Source organism: Nocardia callitridis (assembly GCF_039543305.1).
GTDB classification, from domain to species: domain Bacteria; phylum Actinomycetota; class Actinomycetes; order Mycobacteriales; family Mycobacteriaceae; genus Nocardia; species Nocardia callitridis.
In genome coordinates, this window is record NZ_BAABJM010000003.1 from 489,197 (window position 1) to 513,758 (window position 24,562).

Annotated in this window: 17 protein-coding genes; 10 read left to right on the plus strand and 7 right to left on the minus strand. The window is 66.6% G+C overall.

Annotated elements, in window-relative coordinates; all coding sequences use genetic code 11:
• Positions 1-322: 322 nt before the first annotated feature.
• Positions 323-1,864 (plus strand): phospholipase C, encoded by a 1,542-nt coding sequence (locus tag ABEA50_RS19940; protein WP_345497064.1) that lies wholly within the window; start codon positions 323-325, stop codon positions 1,862-1,864.
• Positions 1,865-1,931: 67 nt separating this feature from the next.
• On the opposite strand, the gene ABEA50_RS19945 is transcribed toward ABEA50_RS19940, so the two are convergent.
• Positions 1,932-2,147 carry a hypothetical protein gene (locus tag ABEA50_RS19945; protein WP_345497163.1) on the minus strand — a complete coding sequence of 72 codons (216 nt, stop codon included), beginning with the start codon at positions 2,145-2,147 and terminating at the stop codon, positions 1,932-1,934.
• Positions 2,148-2,445: 298 nt separating this feature from the next.
• Here ABEA50_RS19945 and coaE point away from each other — a divergent pair, with 298 nt between their 5' ends.
• Positions 2,446-3,612 carry a dephospho-CoA kinase gene (gene coaE / locus ABEA50_RS19950; RefSeq protein WP_345497065.1) on the plus strand — a complete coding sequence of 389 codons (1,167 nt, stop codon included), beginning with the start codon at positions 2,446-2,448 and terminating at the stop codon, positions 3,610-3,612.
• A 10-nt stretch (positions 3,613-3,622) separates the two neighbouring features.
• Here the strand turns inward: coaE and ABEA50_RS19955 are convergent, their stop codons facing one another.
• Together ABEA50_RS19955 and ABEA50_RS19960 are read right to left on the minus strand one after the other, a co-directional pair.
• Entirely contained in the window at positions 3,623-4,147 is a 525-nt protein-coding gene (locus ABEA50_RS19955; RefSeq protein WP_345497066.1) for a ribonuclease FAU-1 family protein, read from the minus strand.
• Between the two features lie 58 nt (positions 4,148-4,205).
• Positions 4,206-4,892, minus strand: a complete 687-nt coding sequence (locus ABEA50_RS19960) for a ribonuclease FAU-1 family protein (protein WP_345497067.1) — start codon at positions 4,890-4,892, stop codon at positions 4,206-4,208.
• 442 nt (positions 4,893-5,334) lie between these two features.
• Between ABEA50_RS19960 and uvrB the strand changes: the two genes are divergently transcribed.
• Positions 5,335-7,527 carry an excinuclease ABC subunit UvrB gene (gene uvrB / locus ABEA50_RS19965; protein ID WP_345497068.1) on the plus strand — a complete coding sequence of 731 codons (2,193 nt, stop codon included), beginning with the start codon at positions 5,335-5,337 and terminating at the stop codon, positions 7,525-7,527.
• Between the two features lie 838 nt (positions 7,528-8,365).
• Here the strand turns inward: uvrB and ABEA50_RS19970 are convergent.
• On the minus strand, positions 8,366-8,836 hold the full coding sequence (locus ABEA50_RS19970) for a VOC family protein (RefSeq protein WP_345497069.1): 471 nt from the start codon (positions 8,834-8,836) through the stop codon (positions 8,366-8,368).
• A 52-nt stretch (positions 8,837-8,888) separates the two neighbouring features.
• Here ABEA50_RS19970 and ABEA50_RS19975 point away from each other — a divergent pair, with 52 nt between their 5' ends.
• Together ABEA50_RS19975 and ABEA50_RS19980 are read left to right on the plus strand one after the other, a co-directional pair.
• The gene (locus tag ABEA50_RS19975; protein WP_345497070.1) at positions 8,889-9,815 is read left to right on the plus strand and encodes an AraC family transcriptional regulator; all 927 of its coding nucleotides are present in this window, start codon (positions 8,889-8,891) and stop codon (positions 9,813-9,815) included.
• A gap of 627 nt (positions 9,816-10,442) precedes the next feature.
• Positions 10,443-10,895: a universal stress protein gene (locus tag ABEA50_RS19980; RefSeq protein WP_345497071.1), complete on the plus strand. Its 453-nt coding sequence runs from the start codon at positions 10,443-10,445 to the stop codon at positions 10,893-10,895.
• A gap of 634 nt (positions 10,896-11,529) precedes the next feature.
• Here ABEA50_RS19980 and ABEA50_RS19985 read toward each other — a convergent pair.
• Entirely contained in the window at positions 11,530-13,914 is a 2,385-nt protein-coding gene (locus ABEA50_RS19985; RefSeq protein ID WP_345497072.1) for a HelD family protein, read from the minus strand.
• Between the two features lie 156 nt (positions 13,915-14,070).
• The gene (locus ABEA50_RS19990; protein WP_345497073.1) at positions 14,071-15,429 is read right to left on the minus strand and encodes a diguanylate cyclase domain-containing protein; all 1,359 of its coding nucleotides are present in this window, start codon (positions 15,427-15,429) and stop codon (positions 14,071-14,073) included.
• Between the two features lie 350 nt (positions 15,430-15,779).
• Between ABEA50_RS19990 and ABEA50_RS19995 the strand changes: the two genes are divergently transcribed.
• The 5 genes from ABEA50_RS19995 (at position 15,780) to ABEA50_RS20015 (ending at position 23,474) form a co-directional block, all read left to right on the plus strand.
• Positions 15,780-16,949, plus strand: a complete 1,170-nt coding sequence (locus ABEA50_RS19995) for a beta-ketoacyl synthase N-terminal-like domain-containing protein (protein WP_345497074.1) — start codon at positions 15,780-15,782, stop codon at positions 16,947-16,949.
• A 190-nt stretch (positions 16,950-17,139) separates the two neighbouring features.
• On the plus strand, positions 17,140-17,508 hold the full coding sequence (locus ABEA50_RS20000; RefSeq protein ID WP_345497075.1) for a hypothetical protein: 369 nt from the start codon (positions 17,140-17,142) through the stop codon (positions 17,506-17,508).
• A 138-nt stretch (positions 17,509-17,646) separates the two neighbouring features.
• On the plus strand, positions 17,647-19,752 hold the full coding sequence (locus ABEA50_RS20005; protein WP_345497076.1) for an amylo-alpha-1,6-glucosidase: 2,106 nt from the start codon (positions 17,647-17,649) through the stop codon (positions 19,750-19,752).
• Between the two features lie 321 nt (positions 19,753-20,073).
• Complete coding sequence (gene uvrA, locus ABEA50_RS20010; RefSeq protein WP_345497077.1) at positions 20,074-23,076, plus strand: excinuclease ABC subunit UvrA; 3,003 nt, start codon at positions 20,074-20,076, stop codon at positions 23,074-23,076.
• A gap of 32 nt (positions 23,077-23,108) precedes the next feature.
• Positions 23,109-23,474, plus strand: coding sequence for an MmcQ/YjbR family DNA-binding protein (locus tag ABEA50_RS20015; protein WP_345497078.1), 366 nt, complete (start codon positions 23,109-23,111; stop codon positions 23,472-23,474).
• 551 nt (positions 23,475-24,025) lie between these two features.
• Here the strand turns inward: ABEA50_RS20015 and ABEA50_RS20020 are convergent.
• A complete protein-coding gene (locus tag ABEA50_RS20020; RefSeq protein ID WP_345497079.1) occupies positions 24,026-24,487 on the minus strand; it encodes a nuclear transport factor 2 family protein in 462 nt (153 codons plus the stop codon).
• Between the last annotated feature and the right edge of the window lie 75 nt (positions 24,488-24,562).

Sequence of the window (24,562 nt, forward strand, 5' to 3'; positions counted from 1 at the left end):
AGTGTGCGGCGGGTGGTTCGCCGGAATCACCTGGGCGGCCGGGGGCTCGGTGCCACGATGTCGACCATGCACCGCGCACACCGCTGACCACCCCATGCACTGCCTCGATGAGTGCCGCGACGGGCCGTGGCGGCGCGACGATCTCCAACACTCGGTGCCGATCCGCGCGTCTGCGCGGTAGCCCGCGCGTGTTCGTGGCATGTGTCGACGGGTGCGCCTGGGACCTCGACCACACCTGCGGCACCGGATCCGCCCTTGCCTGAGCCGATCCGGTACGGTCGGCGCGATCGTGCTCACGACCTCCCGCAGAAAGGGTCGACCGATGTGCGCAGCGAGTCCCTTCCACGGCCTGAACCGACGCGGGTTCCTCGCGAAGGCGACCGCCGCCGGTGCCGTCGGCGCCTTAGCGGCGTGGGCGGACCCGATCATTCAGCGCGCCAATGCCGCCGACCCTGCCGGAACCGGCGGGCTCGGCGACATCGAGCACTTCGTGCTGCTGATGCAGGAGAACCGCTCCTTCGATCACTACTTCGGTGCGGCATCCGGCGTGCGTGGCTTCGACGACCCTTCGGCCGCGTGGCGACAATTCGGCTGGGCACCGGGCGTCGGCCCGAACCCCGACGGTTATGTGAACCCGTTTCGGCTCGGCACCACCCTCGGCGCGAGCCTCGACGGCGAGTGCATCAACGATCCCGACCACAGCTGGGGCGGGATGCATCGCGCGTTCAACGGCGGCGGCAACGACCGGTGGATGCCGATGTCGATCGATAGCGTCGGCCCCGCGAACGCGCCCGCGGCCATGGGTTACTACCTCCCGCAAGATATTCCGATCCACCATGCGCTCGCCGACGCGTTCACCCTCTGCGACGGCTACCACTGCTCGGTGCTCGGTCCTACCGACCCCAACCGCCTCTACTGGATCAGCGCCACCCTCGACCCGGACGGCACGGCGGGCGGGCCACTGGTCGAAACACCGGCACAGTTGCCGCGTCACCACTACCGCTGGCGGACCTACCCCGAGAACCTGTCCGAGGCCGGGGTCAGCTGGAAGATCTACAACAACCGCGATCTGGGACCGTTGTCCTCGGTCATGCTCGACGGCATGCTCGGCTGCTTCACCCAATCCGCCGACCCGAATTCCGAACTGGCCCGCCGCGGCATAGCACCGACCTACCCCAACGACTTTCGCGCCGACGTCGCCGCGGGCAATTTGCCCGCCGTGTCCTGGGTGGTCCCCTCGGTGTGGCAGTGCGAGCACCCCGCACTGCCCGCGGCGTTCGGCGCCTTCGGCATCGTGGAACTGCTGGACATCCTCACCTCGAACCCCGCGGTCTGGGAAAAGACCGCTCTCATCGTCACCTACGACGAGAACGGCGGATTCTTCGACCACGTCACGCCGCCGACGCCGCCGCAGGGCACACCGGGGGAGTACCTCACCGTGCCGTTGGCCGGGGTGTCGTCGGCCGAGGGCATCGCCGGTCCGATCGGACTCGGTTACCGGGTGCCCGCACTGGTCGTCTCGCCGTACAGTCGTGGCGGATTGGTGGCCTCACAGACTTTCGACCACACCTCGCAATTGCGACTGCTGGAAACCCGGTTCGGGGTTCCGGTGCCGAATCTGACGCCGTGGCGCCGCGGTGTCACCGGGGATATGACCTCGGCGTTCGATTTCGGCACCGCACCGGATGCGGCGAAACCGATCTTGCCGGACCCGAAACCGAAAATGGACGCCGCGCTCGCGCAATGCGGCCCGAATATCGCTCTCGGTACCGCGAACGCCGGAATTCCGTATCCGGTACCTCCGAATGTCGCGCCGACTCAGGCGCCGGGTACTCGACGCGCACCCAGCGGCGTCGTGCGCTGAACCGGCCGCGACACGCGAAAAGTGGTCCGGCCCATTCGGGCCGGACCACCAGGTCGAACAACGCTGCTCAGCTGGCGACGGTGGCGGGAACCCAGCGGACACTCGCGCCGGAGGCGCGTTTTCGCATGGCCGCGAAGCTGTGCCTGGCAGGACTGATCAATGCGGTGAACCATGTGCGACGGTGCTCCTCCAATGCCGCCGCGACAGCGGGGATGTGGATGCAATGCACCCCGCCCGCCATACCCAGGCGGTGGCGACCCGTCGGGTTGTTTCTGGTACCCAATGCTGTTCCTTTGCTTTGCCGATACTGGCCTGAGCGCCACCGGGAAGGTTAGCGGAACAAAACACGCACAGACCGTATTTTGCGCCGGTAACCGACCGGGCGTGTCGGAAAGTTGTCACCATGAAACCGGCTGCGACAGTAAACATTGCGAATCGGTATCGGCCTCGTCACGGATCGGGCAAAGGGTTGCCCGAGTGGTTGATTCGCGCGGGGCGGCGGGTAACCAGCGAGGTTGCGCGCTGCCACGGCGCCACCGCCCGCACGAGCGTCCGCCGCGGCGCAGTGCGAGACTGGGGGCATGTTACGGATCGGCCTCACCGGAGGCATGGGCGCGGGCAAGTCGACGGTGGCGCGGGCGCTGGCCGACCTCGGCGCGGTGATCATCGACTCCGACGTGATCGCAAGGGAAGTCGTCGAGCCGGGCACCGAGGGGCTGGCGGCCTTGGTCGAGGCGTTCGGTGCCGACATTCTCGCCGACGACGGGAGCTTGAATCGACCCGCATTGGCCGCCAAAGCTTTCGGTGACGAACAATCGCGCGCGACACTGAATTCCATCACTCACCCCTTGGTCGGCGAGCGCACCGCGGAATTGATTTCCGATGCCCCGGCCGACGCCATTGTCGTGCAGGATATTCCGCTGTTGGTCGAAAATGGTGTCGCGCCATTGTTCAACCTGGTGCTCATCGTCGATGTCGAGGTCGAAACTCGAATTCGACGGCTGGTGGAATTTCGTGGTATCGCCGAATCCGACGCGCGGGCCCGAATCGCGGCGCAGGCCACCGACGAACAGCGCAGGCTGGTCGCGGACGTGCTGCTCGACAACTCCGGGCCGGCGGGCGGGGTCGAGGCGCAGGTGCGCGAGCTGTGGGACGAGCGGCTGGTGGGCTTCGAACACAACGTGCGCACCGAGACACCGGCCGAGCCGACGAATTCCGGCCTGGTGCCCGCCGATCCGCAGTGGGCGGTGCAGGCGGCCCGGGTGATCGCCCGGTTGCGCGTGGTGTGCGGTGGCGCCGCCGTGCGAATCGACCACGTCGGCTCGACCGCCGTCGAAGGGCTGCCCGCGGTGGACGTGCTGGATATCCAGGTCACCGTGGCCGACGCCGGCGCGGCCGACGGATTGCGCGAAACTCTCACTGCCGCTGGCTTTCCCAGCGACAGCTCGGAAGCCTCGCACGCGGAATCGGGTGGGGTGCGGCGTCGTCATCGCAGTGCCGACCCCGGCCGTCCCGCGAATGTCACGGTGGCTGTCGCCGGTTCCCGCGACCAGGAATTCGCGCTGCTGCTGCGGGATCTGTTGCGCGAGGACGCCTCCGCGCGCGCGGAGTTCCTGACGGCCAAGCGGGCAGGGCAGGCCGAAGCCGAGGGGCACGCCGCCGCCGAAGCGGCGCGCGTCTACCGGACCGCCAAGGACGCCTGGTTCACCTGTGCGCGTTCGCGTGTGACCGCGGCGCGCAAGGACTGAGCCGTCGGGCTCATCGCCACGTGAGGGTGATGCCCATCGTGTCGAGCCAGCCTTCCAGCGAGTGGCCGTTGGCGGCGATCCCGTCGATCGCGGTGACGGCGCGGGTGATCGCCGCCTCCGCTTCGGCGAGGGTGACCAGGTTCGCCGCATAGGCGGCGAGCAACTCGTCCGCGTCGAGCAGTTCGGCGTCACGGCCGGTGCGCACGACGATGTCGAGGTAGTGGTCGATCGATTTCCACTGTTGCGACGTGTCCTGGCCGAACTCGCCCAGGTCGATGTAGTAGTCCTGGTCGCGTTCGTGCTCCGGGTTGTTGTGGAACACGGTGACCCGAATGTTCGGCTGCGGAAGCAACCACGACTCCAGGTAGTGGAACTCCGGATGATCCGACTGCCGTGCCATATACAGGCCCCATGGCTCCAGGACGTAGCGTTCGACCGGCCGGACGAAGCCTTTCGGGTCCGTGTTGGTCATGTCCGCGATGTTGAAGTACTCGACCTTCGGTCGGTGCACGTCGACTGAGTGTGCCTGGGTCATAGGGGGTGAATCTACCGTCGTGGCACACACCTGCGATGTCGCGAGGGTCATGGCCACGCTACAGCCAGGTGAGCGTGATCCCCTGGGTGGCGAGCCACTGCTCGACACAGTGATCGTGGGCGGCGAGGCCGTCGAGTGTGGCGCTCGCGCGTTCGACCGCCCGATGCGCGGTCGCGGAGTCGATCAGCCCCGCCGCGTGTGCGGCGAACAACTCGTCCACCCCGCGCAGTTCGGCGCCGCGACCACGGCGCACCACGACGTCGAGATAGTGGTCGACCGCCTTCCACCGTTTCGGTCGTACGCGGCTGAATTCGCCGATCTCGAGCCGATACTCGGGATTCCTGTGATGCGCGGGATTGCTACGGGTCACCGTGGTGCGTAGGGAAAGTGTTGGTAACAGCCAGGATTCGATGTATTGCCGATTCGGCACCGCGACCGAGCGCGCCATGTACAGGCCCCACGGTTCGACGTGATAGCGCTCCACCTGACGGACGAAACCCCTGGCATCGGTATTGGTGAGTTCGGCGAGGTCGAAGTACTCGACGCGCGGACGGCGCGGCACCGGTTTCGGCGCGGGTTCGCTATCGGCATCGACTGTCTCGGCCGGGTATCCGGGTCTTTCGCTACTCGCCCGTCCGACGACCAGTTCGTGAATTCCGTTGACTCCGGGAATATCCCGAGCAATAAATCCGGCGATGCCGGTCGCGGCAGGCACCGCTACGAGTAGAGGAAGAAAAACGCTCATGGGCTCGTCCTTCACCGGGTTCCACCGTTATCCGAAGCGACAACCAATTCAGGCTACACCCGTGAGGAGTCACATGCCGGTCGTCGAGTTCACTGACCGCACGACGAATTCCGTTGTGAGAACGGACATTTAGGACCACATTCGAAGCCGGTGTCTTTCCGTACTGCGCGGATCGACGAATCGCCACCGACGGATCGCTCGCGGCGAAGCGGGCACATACACCTCGGCGGTGATCGATTCGACATCGAAATGACCCCGCACTGAAAAAACGACGCTCTGTCGTAGTTATGCCCGTGCTCGGCCGCGCGCGAAGAAAATGCCGGAACAGGTAATGCTCCGGATACCGGCGCTGTCCGAGTTCCGCAGCGGGTAGCCCGTCGCGTGATCGATCACCCATTGGCGGCGATGAAACCTGTCGGTGGTCGGGCCTAGGCTGGTGAGCATGGCATTCGCAACCGAGATCCCGGCGGAAGGCTTCGAGGACCGGGCCGCCGAGGGGACGACCCCGCTGGCACATTCGGAGTTTCGCCCGGTCGGCGAGATCGAGCGGTCCGACGCGCGCTTCCAGGTGGTCAGCGACCACTCGCCCGCCGGTGATCAGCCGACCGCGATCGCGGAGTTGGAGCGCAGGATCACCTCGGGGGAGCGCGACGTGGTGCTGCTCGGTGCTACCGGTACCGGTAAGTCGGCGACGACCGCGTGGTTGATCGAGCGCTTGCAGCGCCCGACGTTGGTGATGGCGCCGAACAAGACCCTCGCCGCGCAGTTGGCCAACGAGTTGCGCGAGATGCTGCCGAACAACGCGGTCGAGTACTTCGTCTCCTACTACGACTACTACCAACCCGAGGCCTACATCGCGCAGACCGACACCTATATCGAGAAGGACAGCTCGATCAACGACGATGTCGAGCGGCTGCGGCATTCAGCGACCTCGAGCCTGCTCTCGCGGCGTGACGTGGTCGTGGTCGCGTCGGTGTCCTGCATCTACGGTCTCGGCACCCCGCAGTCGTATCTGGACCGTTCGGTGCAGCTCGAGGTCGGCACCGAGGTGGACCGCGACGCGCTGCTGCGGCTGTTGGTCGACGTGCAATACACCCGCAACGACATTGCGTTCACCCGTGGCTCGTTCCGGGTGCGCGGCGACACCGTCGAGATCATTCCGTCCTACGAAGAGCTCGCGGTGCGGATCGAATTCTTCGGCGACGAGATCGAGGCGCTGTACTACCTGCACCCGCTGACCGGTGATGTCGTGCGCCAGGTCGATGTGTTGCGGATCTTCCCCGCCACGCACTACGTCGCCGGTAAGGACCGGATGGAACGCGCGGTGCAAGACATCGAGGCCGAACTCGAGCAACGGCTCGCCGAATTCGAACGCCAGGGCAAGCTGTTGGAGGCGCAGCGATTGCGCATGCGCACCCAGTACGACCTGGAGATGATTCGGCAGGTCGGGTTCTGTTCCGGCATCGAGAACTACTCGCGTCACATCGACGGCCGAGGGCCGGGCACGGCGCCCGCCACGCTGCTGGACTACTTCCCGGACGACTTCCTGCTCGTCATCGACGAGTCGCACAACACGGTCCCGCAGATCGGTGGCATGTACGAAGGCGACATGTCGCGCAAGCGCAACCTGGTCGAATTCGGCTTCCGGCTACCGTCAGCGGTCGACAATCGGCCGCTGACCTGGGAAGAATTCGCCGACCGCATCGGTCAGGCCGTTTATCTCTCGGCGACCCCCGGCGGTTACGAGCTCGGTCAGACCGGTGGCGAGGTGGTCGAGCAGGTGATCAGGCCCACCGGCCTGATCGACCCGAAGGTGGTGGTGAAGCCCACCAAGGGGCAGATCGACGACCTGATCCACGAGATCCGCGCGCGCACCGAACGCGACGAACGCGTACTGGTCACCACGCTCACCAAGAAGATGTCGGAGGACCTGACCGACTACCTGCTCGGACTCGGCATTCGAGTGCGCTACCTGCACTCGGAGATCGACACGCTGCGCAGGGTGGAGTTGCTGCGCCAATTGCGGCTGGGCGAATACGACGTGCTCGTCGGCATCAACCTGCTGCGTGAGGGTCTCGACCTGCCGGAGGTGTCGCTGGTGGCGATCCTCGACGCGGACAAGGAAGGCTTCTTGCGCAGCACGACGGCGTTGATCCAGACCATCGGTCGCGCGGCCCGCAATGTGTCCGGCGAGGTGCACATGTATGCGGACAAGGTCACCGACTCGATGCAGTTCGCGATCGACGAGACCGACCGGCGCCGCACCAAGCAGATCGCCTACAACGAGGAAAGAGGACTGGACCCGCAGCCCTTGCGCAAGAAGATCGCCGACATCCTCGATCAGGTCTATCAGGAAGCCGACGACGAGGTCGAGGTCGGCGGCTCCGGCCGCAACGCCAGCCGCGGTCGTCGCGCCCAGGGGGAGCCGGGGCGCGCGGTGAGCGCGGGGATCTACGAGGGCCGCGACGTCAAGTCGATGCCGCGCGCCGAACTCGCGGATCTGGTGAAGGAACTCACCGCGCAGATGATGAATGCGGCAAGGGAATTGCAGTTCGAGCTGGCCGGGCGATTGCGCGACGAGATCGCCGACCTCAAGAAGGAACTGCGCGGCATGGACGCCGCCGGATTGAGTTGAGCCCCGCGGTGATCGGTGATTCGGCCGCTGTGTTCGCGGCAGTACTCGACTCCACGGCGAGTCGGCGACCGGCCGAGGTGACGGCAGGATCGCGATGCGCTCGCATCGCGCACCCACCGCACCGCACACGGCGACCGCTCACCGATCGACCCCGGCCAACGTCGGCGACAGCCCATGCGCCGAGCGGGCACGGTGGGCGGACACTGAATCCACCGAAGCACACACGCGCTGGCCGCACCTCGGCTCGACCGACGCGGTTGCGCCACACCGCCATTCACCACCTGGTGCGCCTGGCAACACCACCGACGAGTGCGGGTCGGCAGCTGTGCGTGAGGTGAGCAACGCGGGAGATCAGCGGCCGTCGCTTCTCCGACGATCCCGATGCGCTGGTCGGTGCGGCGGAATTGGTGGGGCCGAATTGTTGCGCCTGGCGAGCGCGGGCAGCACTGCCGCGCACCGGATCGCGCAAGTGGCTGAGGCGTCCGGGGTCGATAACAGTGTCGCCAGTCGCGCGAGAACGACGTGCGAGGACGACGGCTGGGGGAGCGAGCGCAGTGCGTAAGGATGCCCGGTGCCCGCGATGACCGCGATGCGTGGGATGGCAACGGTGCTCGAGGTAGCGAAGCGTACGTCGACGGAGAAGACGCGTCGCGCGCCTAGGAAGACGAGCAGACCGCCGACGCACAGTACGACGATCGATACAGTCACCGACTGTTGCGCGTCGGGGGCGATGGCGGAGGGTCCGGCGGCGACACCGATCAGCGGCACCGACGCGGCGAGGCTGCGTCGGGTCGACGGCGGGTGCCGGGATTGCGGCACCCGCACGTCATGTCGGTCGTCAGCCTTGAGTGGCCATCCACTCGTTCACCCGACGCTCGGCTTCTTCGCGCGATACGTCCTCGACCTTGGTCATCACCACCCACCGGTGGCCGAAGGGATCGAGCACCACGCCGTAGCGGTCGCCGGTGACGAACGTCTGTGGTTGCTCGACTCCGCGCGCACCGTGCGCGACGGCCCGGTCGACGACGCCGTCCACGTCCGGGCAGTAGTGCACGATCGAGGTGTGCACCCACTCGCCGTTCGGCGCGAGCACGCCGTTGGACGGCAAGGGCATGCCCAGTTGGATCGTGGAATCGCCGATCTTCAGTTCGGCGTGCGCGGGCTGTCCGTCGGGATTGTCGTTGCGGCTGATCACCTCGGCGCCGAAGACGGCGCGGTAGAAGTCGATGGCCTTGTTCGCGTCGGCCACGGCGAGGAAACAGTTGATCGAGTGGTAGCCCTCGGCAATGGGATTCACGGTATTGGTCATGCCGAGAAGCCTTGTCGATCGGCCGGCACGGGTCTTGTAAGAAAGCGACACCGTGCGCGACATCGCTGAACAGCGCGGGTCGCCGCAGGCAGGAACGGTGCGCAACCCGATGCGCCCCGGCGACGAGAAGGGCATCCTGCACCCGGAGGAACAGGCACGGCACCGCTCGCTGGCGCGGCTGCTTCCCGGACCCGATCTGGATCGGTTCGTCGAGTGGTACTGGTCGGTGCGCTGGGATCTTCGCGGTAGGCCGCCCTACCTCGCCGAAGTGCTGCCGTATCCGAGCGTGAATATCACCTTCGAGCGCTCCGAGACCCACCGTGGTGGCTTCGTCAACGGCGTCTGCACCTCGCGATTCACGCGCGAATTGGTCGGCGCCGGTGAGGTTTTCGGCATCCGGTTCCGGGCGGGTGGCTTCGGCGCCTACACCGGACTCGACGTCGGCTCGTTGCGTGATGATGTGCTCGACCTCGCCGAGGTCATCCCGGATGCGCACGGGTTGGCCGACCGAGTACTCGAGGCCGCGACCGCCGAGGAACGTCGCGAGGTCGTCGAGGCGTTCTTCGTCGCGCGGCATACGAGCGACGATCCGAGCTATCGCCTGGTGCTGCGCATCATCGCCGCCATGGTGCACGAGAGCGACTTGACCAGGGTCGACCAGGTCGCCGATCGATTCGAGGTGCCAACCCGTACGTTGCAGCGACTGTTTCGCCGCTACGTCGGTGCTGGACCGAAGTGGGTGCTGCGCAGATATCGATTGCAGGACGGTGCCGACCTGCTCGCGCGGGGTCGCACCGCCGATCTCGCCACCCTCGCCGCCGATCTCGGGTACTTCGATCAGGCGCACTTCTCCCGCGAGTTCACCGCGGAGATCGGCATGGCGCCGCTGGAGTACGCGAAGCGCTCGGTGCGCGCTCGGGACGAGGTCACGGCCAAGATCATCCCCTCCGACGACGGCGAATCCCCCCTTCGGTCGTAGCTGACGCGCCCGCCCGGACATCGGCAACTCGAATCGTCCGACCGGACAAGCCCCTTCGTACCGAGCGAACGCGGCGGCACTCGGTGGTGCGCGAACTCGACAGCGGTAACGGTGCGTGCCTTCGCTTTTGCGCGCTCCGAAGCGTGTGTCGCGCTATGGTCACGGTTCACTTCTTTTAGCGGAGAGGGCGAACGCATGGAGATCATCGGACTGATTCTGGGCTTTTTATGGACGAACTACCGGCAGGGGCCGTAGTCCGGCCGGGCTGGGCGCACCACCGCGGGGTGGCAGCGGGGTAATTGCGGCGACAATATCGGTGCGGTCAACGGTGTTCGTGCGGGCGTGTGATGAATATCCCAGGGCCACAAGATTGTTCATCGATGTTGTGTAAGATCACAGGTTTCCGATGGGCGAGTTGGGTTCGCGCTGGTTGTCCGCACTGCCTGGGCATTCTTCGGTGAACCCGCAGCACGAAATTGTCGGACACCCCGACTGTGATGTGTTGCGATTTCGGATATTTCCGCACGATCAGCCGCTATGGTCGACCCCAGTCGCTGCGCCCGCATCCCGCTATGCCGGGAGAGAAACGGGCGCCGCACCGACCTAAACGCAAAGTTGGAGGAGAGAATGACCGCCTACCGGACCATTGTCGTCGGTACCGATGGCTCCGACTCGTCGTATGTCGCCGTAGAGAAGGCCGCCGCACTCGCGGGCGTGTCCGGCGCGACCCTGGTCGTTGCCTGTGCCTACTACCCGACCGACGATCGTGACGTCGCCGCCGCCGCCGATGTCCTGAAAGAGGAGGCGTACCAGGTTCGTGGGTCCGCCCCCACCACCGAGATCCTGCGCGCAGCGCGGGACCGTGCCGCGGCGGTGGGCGCCAAGGACATCATCGAGCGTGCCATCGTCGGCGAGCCGGTCGATTCGTTGCTCTCCTTGCTCAAGGAGGTCGACGGCGACCTGCTCGTGGTCGGTAACCGTGGCCTGAACACCCTCGCTGGTCGTCTGCTCGGCTCCGTGCCGTCCGACGTCGCACGGAAGTCCCGCTCGGACGTGCTGATCGTGCACACCGTGCGCTGACGTAGACACCACGAGAACGGCTCCGTAGCACCCACCGGTGCTACGGAGCCGTTCTCGTTCCGCGGCTCGGCCGAGGAGTTGCGATCCTGCCACCAGTTCGAGCGAGTGCCGACCACGATCCGGTTCAGGTTGTGCTGTTGTGCCGCGCTCAGCAGGGCAATCCGCGGCGCGTGGAGCGACTGATCACCCCCATGCACTACTGCGCGGCGGCGCCCGCACCCCGCGTGAGCGGGGATCGACCGTTGCGACTCGGCGGCTGCGGCGAACTGGTCACCCCACGTCGATGATCGTGGCCGCCGCACTCCGCAGGTGCGGGCGCTGCCTGTCCCTCGGCGTGCGGTGCGTGCCGCACCCGCCACCCAGTCGTTGTTGTGCTGGGGAGCCTGGTGAGCATCGACACCGGGACGAATTCGAGGCTGCCTCGGTCTGCTCGGGCGGCTTTGTGGTCGATACCTTGCCACCGACCCGACCGACCACTCGCGATCGTGCCGGCCACCGCGCACCATTCAGCACGGGGAGAAGGCCCCGCCGCGCGACCTCACTCGGAATGAACTCGAGTCGACAAGACGCGAACCGAAGAGCGGCGGCTAGAACACCGACGCTCGCCCCGCCCCGGCGCCCAGGCCCTGCTCACTCACCGCAGCGCGTGCAGCACTCCGGGTAGCGGCTCGGAGTGCACGACGCCCAACCGTTGCGTGGCACGGGTCAGCGCGACGTACAGATCGTTGAGTCCGCGTGGCGAATCCGCGATCACCGCATCCGGCTCGACCAGATACACCGCGTCGAATTCCAAGCCCTTCGCCTCGTGCACGGTGAGCACACGCACCGCGTCGTCCGCGAGATACGCGAGCTCGGCCAGCAGGGCCTGCGGGGCGATCACGGCCGTGGTTCCCGGTCCGGTCTCCTCGGCCACCAATTTCTCGACCTTGCCTACCAGGTCGTCGACGCTGACCTGGTAGGCGCGCGGCGGGTTGCCGGTCGAACGGATCGATCGCGGTGCCTGTGCGGGCGGGTCGATCGCGGTGAGTACATCCGCGGCGACGTCCATGATCTCGGCGGGCGTCCGGTAGTTGACGGTCAGCTCGGTGAGCTTCCACCGTTGTGCCACATACGGTTCCAGCATGCGCTGCCACGACGAGGTGCCCGCGGGATCGCCGGTCTGCGCCACGTCACCGACCACGGTGATCCACCGATTCGGAATGCGGCGCATCACCATGCGCCACGCCATCTCCGACAGCTCCTGCGCCTCGTCGACGATCACGTGCCCGTAGGTCCAGGTGCGGTCGCCCGCGGCGCGCTCGGCGGTGGTCTGCCGCGCGCCCACATCCTGGCGTTCGGCGAGCTGGCTGGCATCGATCAGGTCGTAGGCCATCAGGATCTCCGGGTCGAGTTCGTCCTCCAGATCCTGCGGCGCCGAACCGGTCAGGATGTCCAAGGCATCCTGCGCTTCGGCGAGCTTGGCGCGCCACCGACGGCGGGAGCGTTCGCGTTCCTCCGCGTCGTCGACGCCGAGCAGTTCGGCCAACTCGTCGAGCAGTGGGGCATCGGACGGACCGAAATCGCCGTTGTCGGTGCGCACGAGTTCGGCGCGTTCCTCCGGGGTGAGGGACCCGCCGGCGCGTTCGATCCGCTGTGGGTCGGCGAGCAGATCGGCGAGCACCTCCTGCGGGGTCAGCATCGGCCACAGGCCGCCGACGGCACGTTGAATGGCCGCGTCGGCGCGCATCTCATCGCTGATCTCGGCCAGGTCGGCGGCGCTGAGCAGGCTCGGCCCGCCGGACAGGTCGGCGCCCATGGTCGCGGCGAGTTGGTCGGCGAGCGCGTCGATGACCGCTGCGACGAAGATCGGTCGCGCCAGGTTGTGCGGTTTACGCGAGGAACGCGCCCTGCCCCTGGCTTTCGTGACGATCTTGCGATCCAGGGTGACCGGGTAGCCGTCGAAACTGAGCGTCACCGGTGCGCTCGGCACGGTCTGCCGATCGCGCACGGCCCGCTTGAGCACGTCGAGAATCCGCAGTGACCCCTTGATCTCCCCGGCGCGTAGCGAATCCTCGCGGGTGGCACGCACACCGGGATACAGGTTGCCGATGGTCGAGAGCAGCACACCGGTCTCGCCGAGCGAGGGCAGCACCTGACCGATGTAGTCGAGAAACGCGGTGTTCGGGCCGATGATCAGCACGCCGCTCTTGGCCAGCTGTTGGCGATAGGTGTAGAGCAGATAGGCGGCGCGGTGCAGCGCGACCGCGGTCTTGCCGGTGCCCGGCCCGCCCTGCACCACGAGCACGCTCTTGTGTTCGGAGCGGATGATCGCATCCTGCTCGTGCTGAATGGTTTCGACGATGTCGTTCATGTGGCCGGTGCGCGCCGCGTTCAGCGCGGTGAGTAGCGCGCTCTCACTGCCGACGCCGCCGTCGGATTCGATCGCTCCGGCACGTCGCGCAGCATCGAGGCTGAGGTATTCGTCGTTGACGGCGGTCACGGTGCGATTGCGCGAACGAATGTGCCTGCGCAGACGTACGCCGTCCGGTGTCGCGGTGGTGGCGAGGTAGAACGGCCGTGCCAGCGGCGCGCGCCAATCCAGCAGCAGCGTTTCGTAGTCGTCCTTCTCGTCGAGGATGCCGAGCCTGCCGATATACCGGCGTTCCTCGTCGGCGTCGGAGGGCTCGGAGGGCTCGGGGGGCTCGGAGGACTTGGAGGGCTTGGACGGCTTGGACGGTTCCGCGGACCCGGCGTCGCTGTCGGCGGCGATATCGATCCTGCCGAAGCACAAACCGTGTTCGGCGGCGTCGTATTTCGCGAGGTCCTCGGTGTAGAGCTGGTTGAACGATTCCCGTTCGCTGCGGGCCTGTGGTGTTCCGCCGGACTCCAGGAGGACGGCGCTGAGCCGGTCGCGCGCGTAGGCGCGCATCTCGTCGAGCCGGTTGTACAACACCGTCAGATAGGCCTGCTCCTGCTCGGTCTCGCGAGTCCGCTCGGGCGCATCGCCTGGGGCGAGGCGATCCTGCGTGAGGTCGGGCAACTGAACTCCTTCACCGCGATGAGCTGGGACGACGGTGGGGATCACCGTGGCCGTGACGCTCGCCGAAAACCGAGTTGTCCAGTTTAGTGTTCTTGCGCCGAGCGCGCTGTAATCGCAGGTAGGTCGGTCGGCCACGGGCCCTCGTCGGCGCGAATATCAGGAGGCGTGGGTGGTGCCGGTGGCCTCCGTATCGTCGCCGCGTTCCCGCACGCCGACGGTGCCTTCGCGATTGCCCGGCGGCTTGGCGCGGTACATCGCGAGGTCGGCGTCGTGCAGCACGGCCTCGGCGGTCCTCGTGTCGGCCTCGGCCAGCGGCGAGATGCCGATCGAGGCGTTGACCTCGATCCGGTGCCCGCGCGCGATGATGGGTTCGGCTACCGAGCCGCGCAGCCGCCCGATCAGATCCTCGATCTCGACGCGGCGCGCGGTGTCCGAGAGCAGGACCAGGAATTCGTCGCCGCCGAGTCGTCCGACGACGTCGTCGCCGCGCAGGGCGCGCTGCAGGCGTTGGGCGACGATCTGCAAGACGGTGTCGCCGACCGCGTGGCCGAGGGTGTCGTTGATGGACTTGAATCCGTCCAGGTCGATGAACAACACGGTCGATATCGAGCCGTCGTCGTTGGCCAGCGCGCCAGCCAACAGCGAGAGCACCAGGGAGCGATTGGCCAGACCGGTCAGCGAGTCGTGCGTGGCCTGGTATTCCAATTGTCTTCTGCTGGCTCGAAATTCGGTGATATCGGAGAACGACGACACCGCCGAGGATTGCGGGTCGCCGGGGTTGAGCAACCGACTGCTTCCCGACAGCCACCTGCGCTGACCGTCGGCTCGGTCGACGCCGAAGACATACCCGGTGATCGTCTCGCCGGTGGCGAGGGTGCGCGCGACCTGATGGCGGGTCGGCGCCAACGGCTGGGCGTGTGAGTCGAGCAGGACCAGCGGCAGGGCCTCGATCCTTTGACCGATGAGGTCTTCGTCGGGACCGGGTGTGCCGAACACGAGTTTGGCGGCGGGGTTGATCCATTCGATCCGGCCCTCCGGATCGATCACCACCACGCCTTCCTCCAGTTGGGACGCGATCGTGACGAAGTATTCCTCGGCGCGACGCTGGCCCGCCTCGGCGCGACGCTGTGCGGTGAGGTCGTGGATGACCACCTGGTTGGCGAGGTGTCCCTGCCATGCCGTGAGGACCGAGACGGTCTCCACTTGGACGTACGCGCCGTCGACGCGGATCAGGGTCATCTCGGTGGGTTCGGAGGCGTCGCCCGCGTCGGTCAGGCCCCGGATGCGCTCGTGCATGGCGGGTGAGGACTGGGGGTGCACGAAGTCGGTGAGTGGCTTGCCGATCAGGTCGTCGGCGGATGTGGCGGCCAGCAGCCGAACGACCGCGGGATTGACGTACACGACGATCCCGTGTTCGTGCACGCAAATGCCGTCGGGAGTGTGCTCGACCAGTGAGCGGTAACGCTGGGCGAGTTCGACCGCGCCGACGGTCTCGGCTGTCTCGTTCTCACCCACTCGAACCCCGATCGGTCGACGGCGGTTATTGCCACTGGAACATGTGATTATTCTGGACCGACGGGCGCGACAACGACATGTCGACGCCATTGCCCCGATCACGATTCGCCACCGGATGCGGTGTGCCCCGGTGATCATTCGAAATGACCGGTTCTCCCCTCGGGGGTCGCGACACCGAATCTGCCCGGAGGGCCGGTGTAAGGAGCGACACCATGTCGAGCATGCACTCGAAGTCCGCCATGCGATCCACGAACGAGCGGTCCAGGAACGATCAGTCCGGCAACGATCAGTCCGGCAACGAACAGGGTGATCTGAGCAAGCCAGTCGATGCTGCACCATATCAAGAGCGGATGACAATCGGCGGGGTCGGTGCCGTCACCGGGTACGGGTGGGGGCGCGAAGCGCTGTGGGGCGGTTTGCTCAGTGGCAAGCCCGCCGCCTCGGTGCGTCATGGCTACGGACCGCACCGTGACCAGGACGCCTGGGTGGCACAGATTCCGGAAGTCGGCGAGTGCGCCGAGGCGGGTGGCGAGCTCGCAGCGCCGCGCGGCGAGAGTCGATACGGCCGCGCGGCGCACGAATCGGTGCGGGAGGCGATCCTCGACGCGCGCTCGCGCGGGTGGCGTCCCGGCCGCAGGGTCGGTCTGTTGCACGCGATCGTGCTCGGTGACGTCGCCAACTGGCGCGACTTCTACCTGCTCGACGGCGGCAACCGTCGTTCGCGCGGCTATCTGCCGCTGCTGCCGTCCACGCCCATCTCGGTTGTGTTGCAGGAGTTCGGGTTTCACGGGCCGACGATGAATGTTTCTGCCGCGTGTAGTTCGGCCAACGTAGCTATGATCACCGCGCGGCTCTGGTTGGACGCGGGCGTCGCCGACGACGTGATCTGCGTGGCGAGCGACCTGTCGGCGACGCCGGACATGGTCGAGCACTTCGTCAACATGGGTGCCGCGGTGACCGACGCCGAACCACTGGACGCCTGCCGGCCGTTCCAGGAGGGCAGCCGGGGCTTCAGCATGGGGGAGGGCTCGGTGGCGTTCGTGCTGAGCCGCGCCGTCGAGCGGCCTTACGCCTCGGTCCTGGGTGGCGCGATGACCAATGACGGCTTTCACGTGGTGTCGGTGGAACCCTCGCACGAGCACATCTTCGACTGTGTGCGGCTGGGTCTCGACGACGCGGGCGTCGTGCCCGAACAGGTGCGGTACTTCAACGCGCACGGTACCGGCACCAAGCAGTGCGACGACGCGGAACGCGACGTGCTCGGCCGGATGTTCGACGACCGTCCGCGCATCAGTTCGGTGAAACCGCTGGTCGGACACTGTCAGGGTGCGGCGGCCGCGGTAGAGGTGGCGGCATCGGCACTGGCCTACGACCGTGGTGTCGTGGCCTCGGCGCCGATCGTCGCGCGGGCGCATCCGGGGTTGTTGGACGGGACCGCTGCGTTCGACGGCGGCGTCACGGTGAAATTGTCGCTCGGCATGGGTGGTAACAATTCGGTGGTGGTACTCGGACCACCTTGATCGAAAACGCCTACCGTCCGAGTCGGGTGAAATCGGCGGCCATTCATTTCGCCGCCTCCGACCTCGGGCGGCGCAACCGTTATCGAATTCCGCGACGAAAAGCCGGAGCGGGTTGGGTACGCTTGCACTGAAATTGCCCGGATAGCGCCTGATCAACGGAGCCGAGAGGCTCGATTGGCGGGATGCCAGCATGACATATTCAGCGATGTTGGATTTCGGTTCGATCTTCGGTTCGCCGAGTAACTGCCCAGGATGCGGTTCCGCAGCGGTCGATTTGGTCGACGCCGAGCCGGAGGTCCGGCTGGGTTGCCGCGGGTGCGGCGCGCAGTGGGACGCGGGGCTCGGCGACCTCGGTGTGCCGAACGGCGTCGATGTACCGCGTGACCGCGACGCCGCGAATACCGGTTCCCCCGGTGTGCGCGCGGGCGAGGCCAGGCCGAACGGCGGTGCCGCGCATGCCAGCGGTCAGCGCAACAACGCGGGACCCGTCGGTGGTAGACACGGCAACTACCGCAGGGATGGCGACGATTTCACGCTCTCGGGTGAGTTCGGCACGTAGCCGCGCCTCGGCTCCGGCCGCCGTCGAGGCCGAAACCCGGTGATGATCACCAAGATCCACGAAGTCGGGCGTTCGCCCGATTACACTGACCCTGGTGAACAGACGAGTCGGCCTGCTCAGCTGCCCGAAGCGGTAAACGTGACCAGCCCATGGGGAGACGGGGCAGACCCGAATGCCCCTGACGCGATCGGTGCCGGTGTCACGCTCGTGGAGGGTTCCACCTTCTGCGTCAGCGATTCCGGCGGCGTGATCAACGCCCACCGCGCCGAGGGTTTGTTCGTCCGCGATACCAGAGTGCTCTCGCACTGGCGCTTGACCATCGACGGACTCGAACCGCAGGTGCTCACCGTGCGTAACGCCGCCCCTTACAGTGCGACGCTGTTGGCGCGTACCGCGCCGACCCCCGGCCGTGCCGACAGCTTGGCGTTGGTGGTCGTCGGCCGCCACGTCGGTGATGGCATGCGGGAAGACCTCACCGTGCGCAACCTGGCGAGCGAGCCGCGCCAGTGCGAGATCGTGCTGGAGCTCGGTGCGGACTTCGCGGATCTGTTCGAGGTCAAGGACGGTCGCTTCGGCGACGGTGCGGTGACCACGGCGCGCGCCACCGACGACGCGGTGGAGATCACCAGGGCCGAGTTGGACATGGCCGTCACCGTCGTCGGCACCGGCGCCGTCGCCAAGGGCAGCGAATTACGCTGGTCGGCAACGCTTCCCGCGCGCGGCGAATGGACGACGTGCATCGAGTACCTGCCCGCATTGCGCGCGGAGGCGGCGGCGCCGCGCTACCCGTGCGGCACACCGGTCAACCACAGTGCGCCCGCTCGGCGCTTGCGTGAGTGGTACGCGAATTCGCCCACCGCGCACACCGCCGACGAGACACTGGCCGCGGTGCTGCGCAGGACCGTCACCGATCTCGGCGCGTTGCGCATCTTCGATCCCGACCATCCCGAGCGTTCGGTGGTCGCCGCGGGCGCACCGTGGTTCATGGCGTTGTTCGGCCGCGACTCGCTGCTCACCTCGTGGATGGTGTTGCCGCTCGACCGTCGCCTCGCGGTCGGCACCCTGCAAAGTCTCGCCGGTCTGCAAGGCAGCGTGGTCGAGCCGGCCACCGAACAACAGCCGGGCAGGATCGCGCACGAGGTGCGCTTCGGGCGCGCGGCGACACGACTGCTCGGCGGTGGTAGTGCGTATTACGGAACCGCCGACGCCACACCACTTTTCGTGATGCTGCTCGGTGAACTGCATCGCTGGGGTCTGGATCCGGGGATCCGGGACGAGTTGCTGCCGCACGCGGATCGTGCGCTGGACTGGGTCGAGAACTACGGCGATATCGACGGCGACGGATTCGTGGAGTACCAGCGCGCGGTCGGCCACGGCCTGGCCAATCAGGGCTGGAAAGACTCGTGGGACGGCGTGAACTTCATCGACGGCAGCATGCCGGAGGCGCCGATCGCGCTGGCCGAGGTGCAGGGGTACGTGTACGCCGCCTACCTCGCGCGTGCGGCACTGGCCGCGGCGACCGGCGATCAGGACACCGTCAAGCGCTGTCGCGAGCGGGCCGCGCGCCTGAAGACCGAGTTCAACGAGAAGTTCTGGCTGCCCGAGCACGGCTGGTTCGCGATCGGCCTCGATCGGGACAAGCGCCCGATCGACGCGCTCACCTCCAACAACGGGCATCTGCTCTGGACGGGGATCGTCGACGACGACAAGGCGGCCTCGGTCGCCGAGCACCTGTTGTCGCCGGAGATGTTCAGCGGCTGGGGTATTCGTACCCTGGCCACGTCGATGGGTGCCTACAACCCGGTCAGTTATCACAACGGGTCGGTGTGGCCACACGACAACGCGATCTGCGCGGCCGGGCTGATGCGTTACGGGTTCACCGAGTACGCGGGTCGAGTCGTGACCGCGGTACTGGATGCCTCGACGAGGTTCGGCTACCGGCTGCCCGAACTGTTCTGCGGGTTCGACCGCGACGAGTTCGACGTGCCGGTGCCCTATCCCACCTCGTGTTCACCGCAGGCGTGGTCGGCGGCGGCACCGCTGCTTTTCCTGCGTACCCTGTTGCGGCTGGAACCGGGGGTGCCCGAGCGGGAACTGTCGGTGGCACCGGTGGTGCCCGCGCGGTATCTGCCGCTGAGTGTGACCGGGTTGCGTGTGGGGCCGGATGTGTTGACCGTCACCGTGGACGACGATGGTTGGCAGGTGCGCGGCTTGTCCGGTGACCTGCGCCGCTCCGACCGCTGACTACGGAATTTCCCCAGCTCTGCTGCGTGTTCCAGACATAGTGCCCCCGCGTCTGCGGTGTGCGCGCCTGTCCGCGCCGTGTTCGCGGCGATCCCCGATCCGAGCCGATGCGGGCCGGTCGGTGCGTGCTGCGTGGGCGGGCCCCGCCGGTGGCCCGACGAAACTTGTCGGTGGCCGCGCATAGCATGGCGAAGGGGAGACAGGTGGGGTTGGTTCTGGGCCGTCCGACGCGGATCAGGGTCGAGGAACTACAGCGTCGAAACAACTACAGCGTCGAAACACGGACTAGAAGTCGAACACGGAAATCAGAAGGGACGGCCAGTGGCGGAACGCCTGACGGTGCGCGGTGCTCGGGAACACAACCTGAGGGGGGTCGATATCGACCTGCCTCGCGACAGTCTCATCGTGTTCACCGGGCTGTCGGGCTCCGGCAAGTCGAGCCTGGCATTCGACACCATCTTCGCCGAGGGCCAGCGCAGGTACGTGGAGTCGTTGTCGGCGTACGCGCGGCAATTCCTCGGTCAGATGGACAAGCCGGATGTCGACTTCATCGAAGGGCTCTCGCCCGCGGTGTCCATCGACCAGAAGTCCACCAACCGCAACCCGCGCTCCACGGTCGGCACCATCACGGAGGTCTACGACTACCTGCGCCTGCTGTACGCGCGCGCGGGCACGCCGCACTGTCCGGTCTGCGGTGAGTTGATCGCCAAGCAGACTCCACAACAGATCGTCGACCAGGTGCTCGCGATGGAGGAGGGTGTGCGCTTTCAGGTGCTCGCCCCCGTGGTGCGCACGCGCAAGGGTGAATTCGTCGACCTGTTCGACCAGCTGAACACCCAGGGTTACTCCCGTGTTCGCGTCGACGGTGTCGTGCATCCGCTCACCGACCCGCCCAAGCTGAAGAAGCAGGAGAAGCACGACGTCGAGGTCGTGGTCGATCGTCTCGCGGTCAAACCGGCCTCCAAGCAGCGACTGACCGATTCGATCGAGACGGCACTGCGCCTGGCCGACGGCATCGTGGTGCTGGACTTCGTCGACCGCGACGAGCACGCGCACGATCGGGAGCGCCGCTTCTCCGAGCGCCTCGCTTGCCCGAACGGCCACCCGTTGGACATCGAAGACCTCGAGCCGAGGTCGTTCTCGTTCAACTCGCCCTACGGCGCCTGCCCGGACTGCACCGGCCTCGGCATCCGCAAGGAAGTCGACCAGGAACTGGTGGTGCCCGATCCGGAGCTGAGCCTGAGCGAGGGTGCGATCGCTCCGTGGTCGCGCGGGCAGACCGCCGAATACTTCACCAGGATGCTGTCCGGTCTCGCCGAGTCCATCGGCTTCTCCATGGACACGCCATGGCAGAAGCTCCCGCTGAAGGCACGAAAAGCGGTGCTGGAGGGCAGTTCCGACCAGGTCCATGTCTCCTACACCAATCGCTACGGCCGCAAGCGTTCGTACTACGCGGACTTCGAGGGTGTGATGCCGTTCCTCCAGCGGCGCATGGAGAACACCGAGTCCGAGCAGATGAAAGAGCAGTACGACGGCTACATGCGCGACGTGCCGTGCCCGGTGTGCAGTGGCACCAGGTTACGTCCGGAAATTCTCGCGGTCACGATCGCCGCGGGCGGCGTGGACAAGTCGATCGCCGAGGTCAGTGAGCTGTCCATCGGCGATTGCGCGGACTTCCTGAACTCGCTCACCCTCGGCGGGCGCGAGGCGGCGATCGCCGGGCAGGTGCTCAAGGAGGTACAGGCCAGGCTCGGCTTCCTGCTCGATGTCGGCCTCGAGTACCTGAGCCTCTCGCGTGCCGCCGCGACGCTGTCGGGCGGTGAGGCGCAACGCATTCGCTTGGCCACCCAGATCGGTTCGGGGTTGGTCGGTGTGCTCTACGTCCTGGACGAGCCCTCGATCGGGTTGCATCAGCGCGACAACCGCCGGCTGATCGAAACCCTCACCAGGCTGCGCGATCTGGGCAACACGTTGATCGTGGTCGAGCACGACGAAGACACCATCCGTGCCTCGGACTGGGTGGTCGACATCGGCCCGATGGCGGGGGAGCACGGCGGCCGGGTTGTGCACAGCGGCCCGTATCAAGAACTGCTCACCCACCCCGAATCACTCACCGGTGCCTATCTTTCGGGCCGTGAGCAGATCGAGGTACCCATGGTCCGGCGGCCACTGGACAAGAAGCGTCAGCTCACCGTCGTCGGCGCGACCGAGCACAATCTGCGCGGTATCGATGTGAGTTTCCCGCTGGGGGTGCTGACCTCGGTCACCGGTGTGTCGGGGTCGGGAAAATCGACACTGGTCAACGACATCATGGCCACCGTGCTGGCGAACAAGCTCAATGGCGCGCGGCAGGTGCCGGGCCGACACACCAGGATCAACGGCCTCGACAGCCTCGACAAGCTCGTGCAGGTCGATCAGTCGCCGATCGGGCGAACGCCGCGCTCCAACCCCGCCACCTACACCGGCGTGTTCGACAAGATCAGGACGCTGTTCGCCGCGACCACCGAGGCGAAGGTGCGCGGCTACCAGCCGGGCCGATTCTCCTTCAACGTCAAGGGCGGTCGCTGCGAGGCATGCTCGGGCGACGGCACCTTGAAGATCGAGATGAACTTCCTCCCGGACGTGTACGTGCCGTGCGAGGTCTGCCACGGTGCGCGCTACAACCGGGAAACCCTCGAGGTGCACTACAAGGGCAAGACCATCGCCGAGGTGCTGGACATGTCCATCGAGGAGGGTGCGGAGTTCTTCGAGCCGATCAGCTCGATCCACCGTTACCTCAAGACCCTCGTCGACGTCGGCCTCGGCTATGTGCGGCTGGGTCAGAGCGCACCCACCCTCTCCGGCGGTGAGGCGCAGCGCGTGAAACTCTCGGCAGAGCTACAGAAGCGCTCCACCGGCCGCACCGTCTACATCCTCGACGAACCCACCACCGGCCTGCACTTCGAGGACATCCGCAAGCTGCTCGCCGTGATCAACGGTCTGGTGGACAAGGGCAACACGGTGATCGTCATCGAACACAACCTGGACGTCATCAAGACTTCCGACTGGGTGATCGACATGGGTCCCGAAGGCGGTTCCGGTGGCGGCACGGTGGTCGCCCAGGGCACCCCGGAAGACATTGTGGCCGTGCCGGAAAGCTACACCGGCCAGTTCCTGAGCGGTGTGCTCGAGGCGCCGGCGCCGGCACCGAAGAAGGCGACCAAGAAGACGGCGAGCACCAAGGCCTCGGCGACCGGCGCGACGCAGAAGAGCGCCACGTCGGCGGCGAAACCCGCGAAGACGGCCGCCAAGCGGGCCGCGCGCAAAGCGGCGGCCTTGCGCTGAGGCGAGCCGAGGATGGTGTACGGGAGAATGCGATGAGTGTGCGTGCCGAGGAGTTCTTCCGAATCGTGGATACGCTCGCGGGGGTGGAGTCTGCGCCGGGAGAACGGTTCACCTCATTCAGTGTGCGTGGCAAGCGATTCGGCTATTACTGGCCGCGCACACAGACTGTCGGCTTGAAACAGACGCTGTCCGAACAGCAGGCGTTGGTGTCGGAGCGCCCCGAGGTCTTCGAGGTGCAGTTCACCGCGGGCGGTTTCGGCTGGGTCGTGGTCGACCTGGCCGGTATCGAGGCCGATGAGCTGTCCGAGTTGGTGTTCGAGGCATGGCGCTTGTCCGCCCCGGTCGAGCTGGTCGCCGAGGTGGGCGACCACGTAGCCGCGGCGCCGGCGCCGCCATAGACCACCGTCCGACCAGCAGTGTTCCCACCCGCGCGACCGGAGGAGGAAGCCTCGGTCAGCGGACCGGTTCTCCCGCAGTGCCGCTGTTTTCGAGAGTGCGGCGATGGGTGCGGGACTCGCGCGGTGAATCCAGCGCGCCGGTAGGGCGGATTCGCGTTCCGGCCGGGAGGTCAGGTCGACGCGCGTGCGTCGTCGGCTCGGCGGGCGAGTTCGACCGCGGCATCGGTTCGTGCGGCCGCCATGCCTGGTCCGCGTGCGGATTCCTGAACGACGATGTCTTCGATGCGCGCACGCGGACCGGTAACAATCGCGTGGGTGCCGAGGGTGCGTACCCCACCACGCTCGCATCCGACGTGGCGGTGAGCAGCGTCGTCGATCCGGACTCGATGAGCCGCGCGACTCGACGGTGACCGGAGCGGTGGTGGTCGACAACCGGTGTGTCCTATGCCGCACAGCAGCTGTGTGTCGTCGCGGATGTTGTGTTGGATTCTCGGCCGAGGGGCGGGTGACGGGGTAGAGGTCCGGGTCTGCGCCTCGCGGTGTGCGGAGCTTTATCGGAGTGGGGTTTCCGTTCCGTGTTCGCTCTCCGGGCGGGGGCCGAAGGTTCTGCGGTCGGCTTCGGTGATCGGCACGTCGTTGATGCTGGCTTCGCGGCGGTCCATCAGCCCCCGGCCGTTGAATTGCCACAATTCGTTGCCGTAGCTGCGCCACCATTGGCCGGTCGTGTCGTGCGATTCGTACTGGAAACGCACCGCGATGTGATTGCCGGAAAATGCCCACAGATTTTTGCGAAGCGCGTAGTCGAGTTCCTTTTCCCATTTCGCGGTGAGGAATTCGATGATCTGCTCGCGTCCGGTGACGAACAGATCTCGATTGCGCCATACCGAATCCGGGGTATAGGCCAGCGCCACGCGCTGTGGGTCGCGGGTGTTCCATGCGTCCTCGGCGGCCTGCACCTTGCGTAGCGCGGTGGCTTCGGTGAACGGTGGGTAGGGCGGTCGGTCCTCGCTCATGCGCAACCCCTTCGAGTCCTGGTCGTGTGGTCTACCTGGTGGAACAGTAGCGAGCGGCCAAGCCGACGAGGCCCC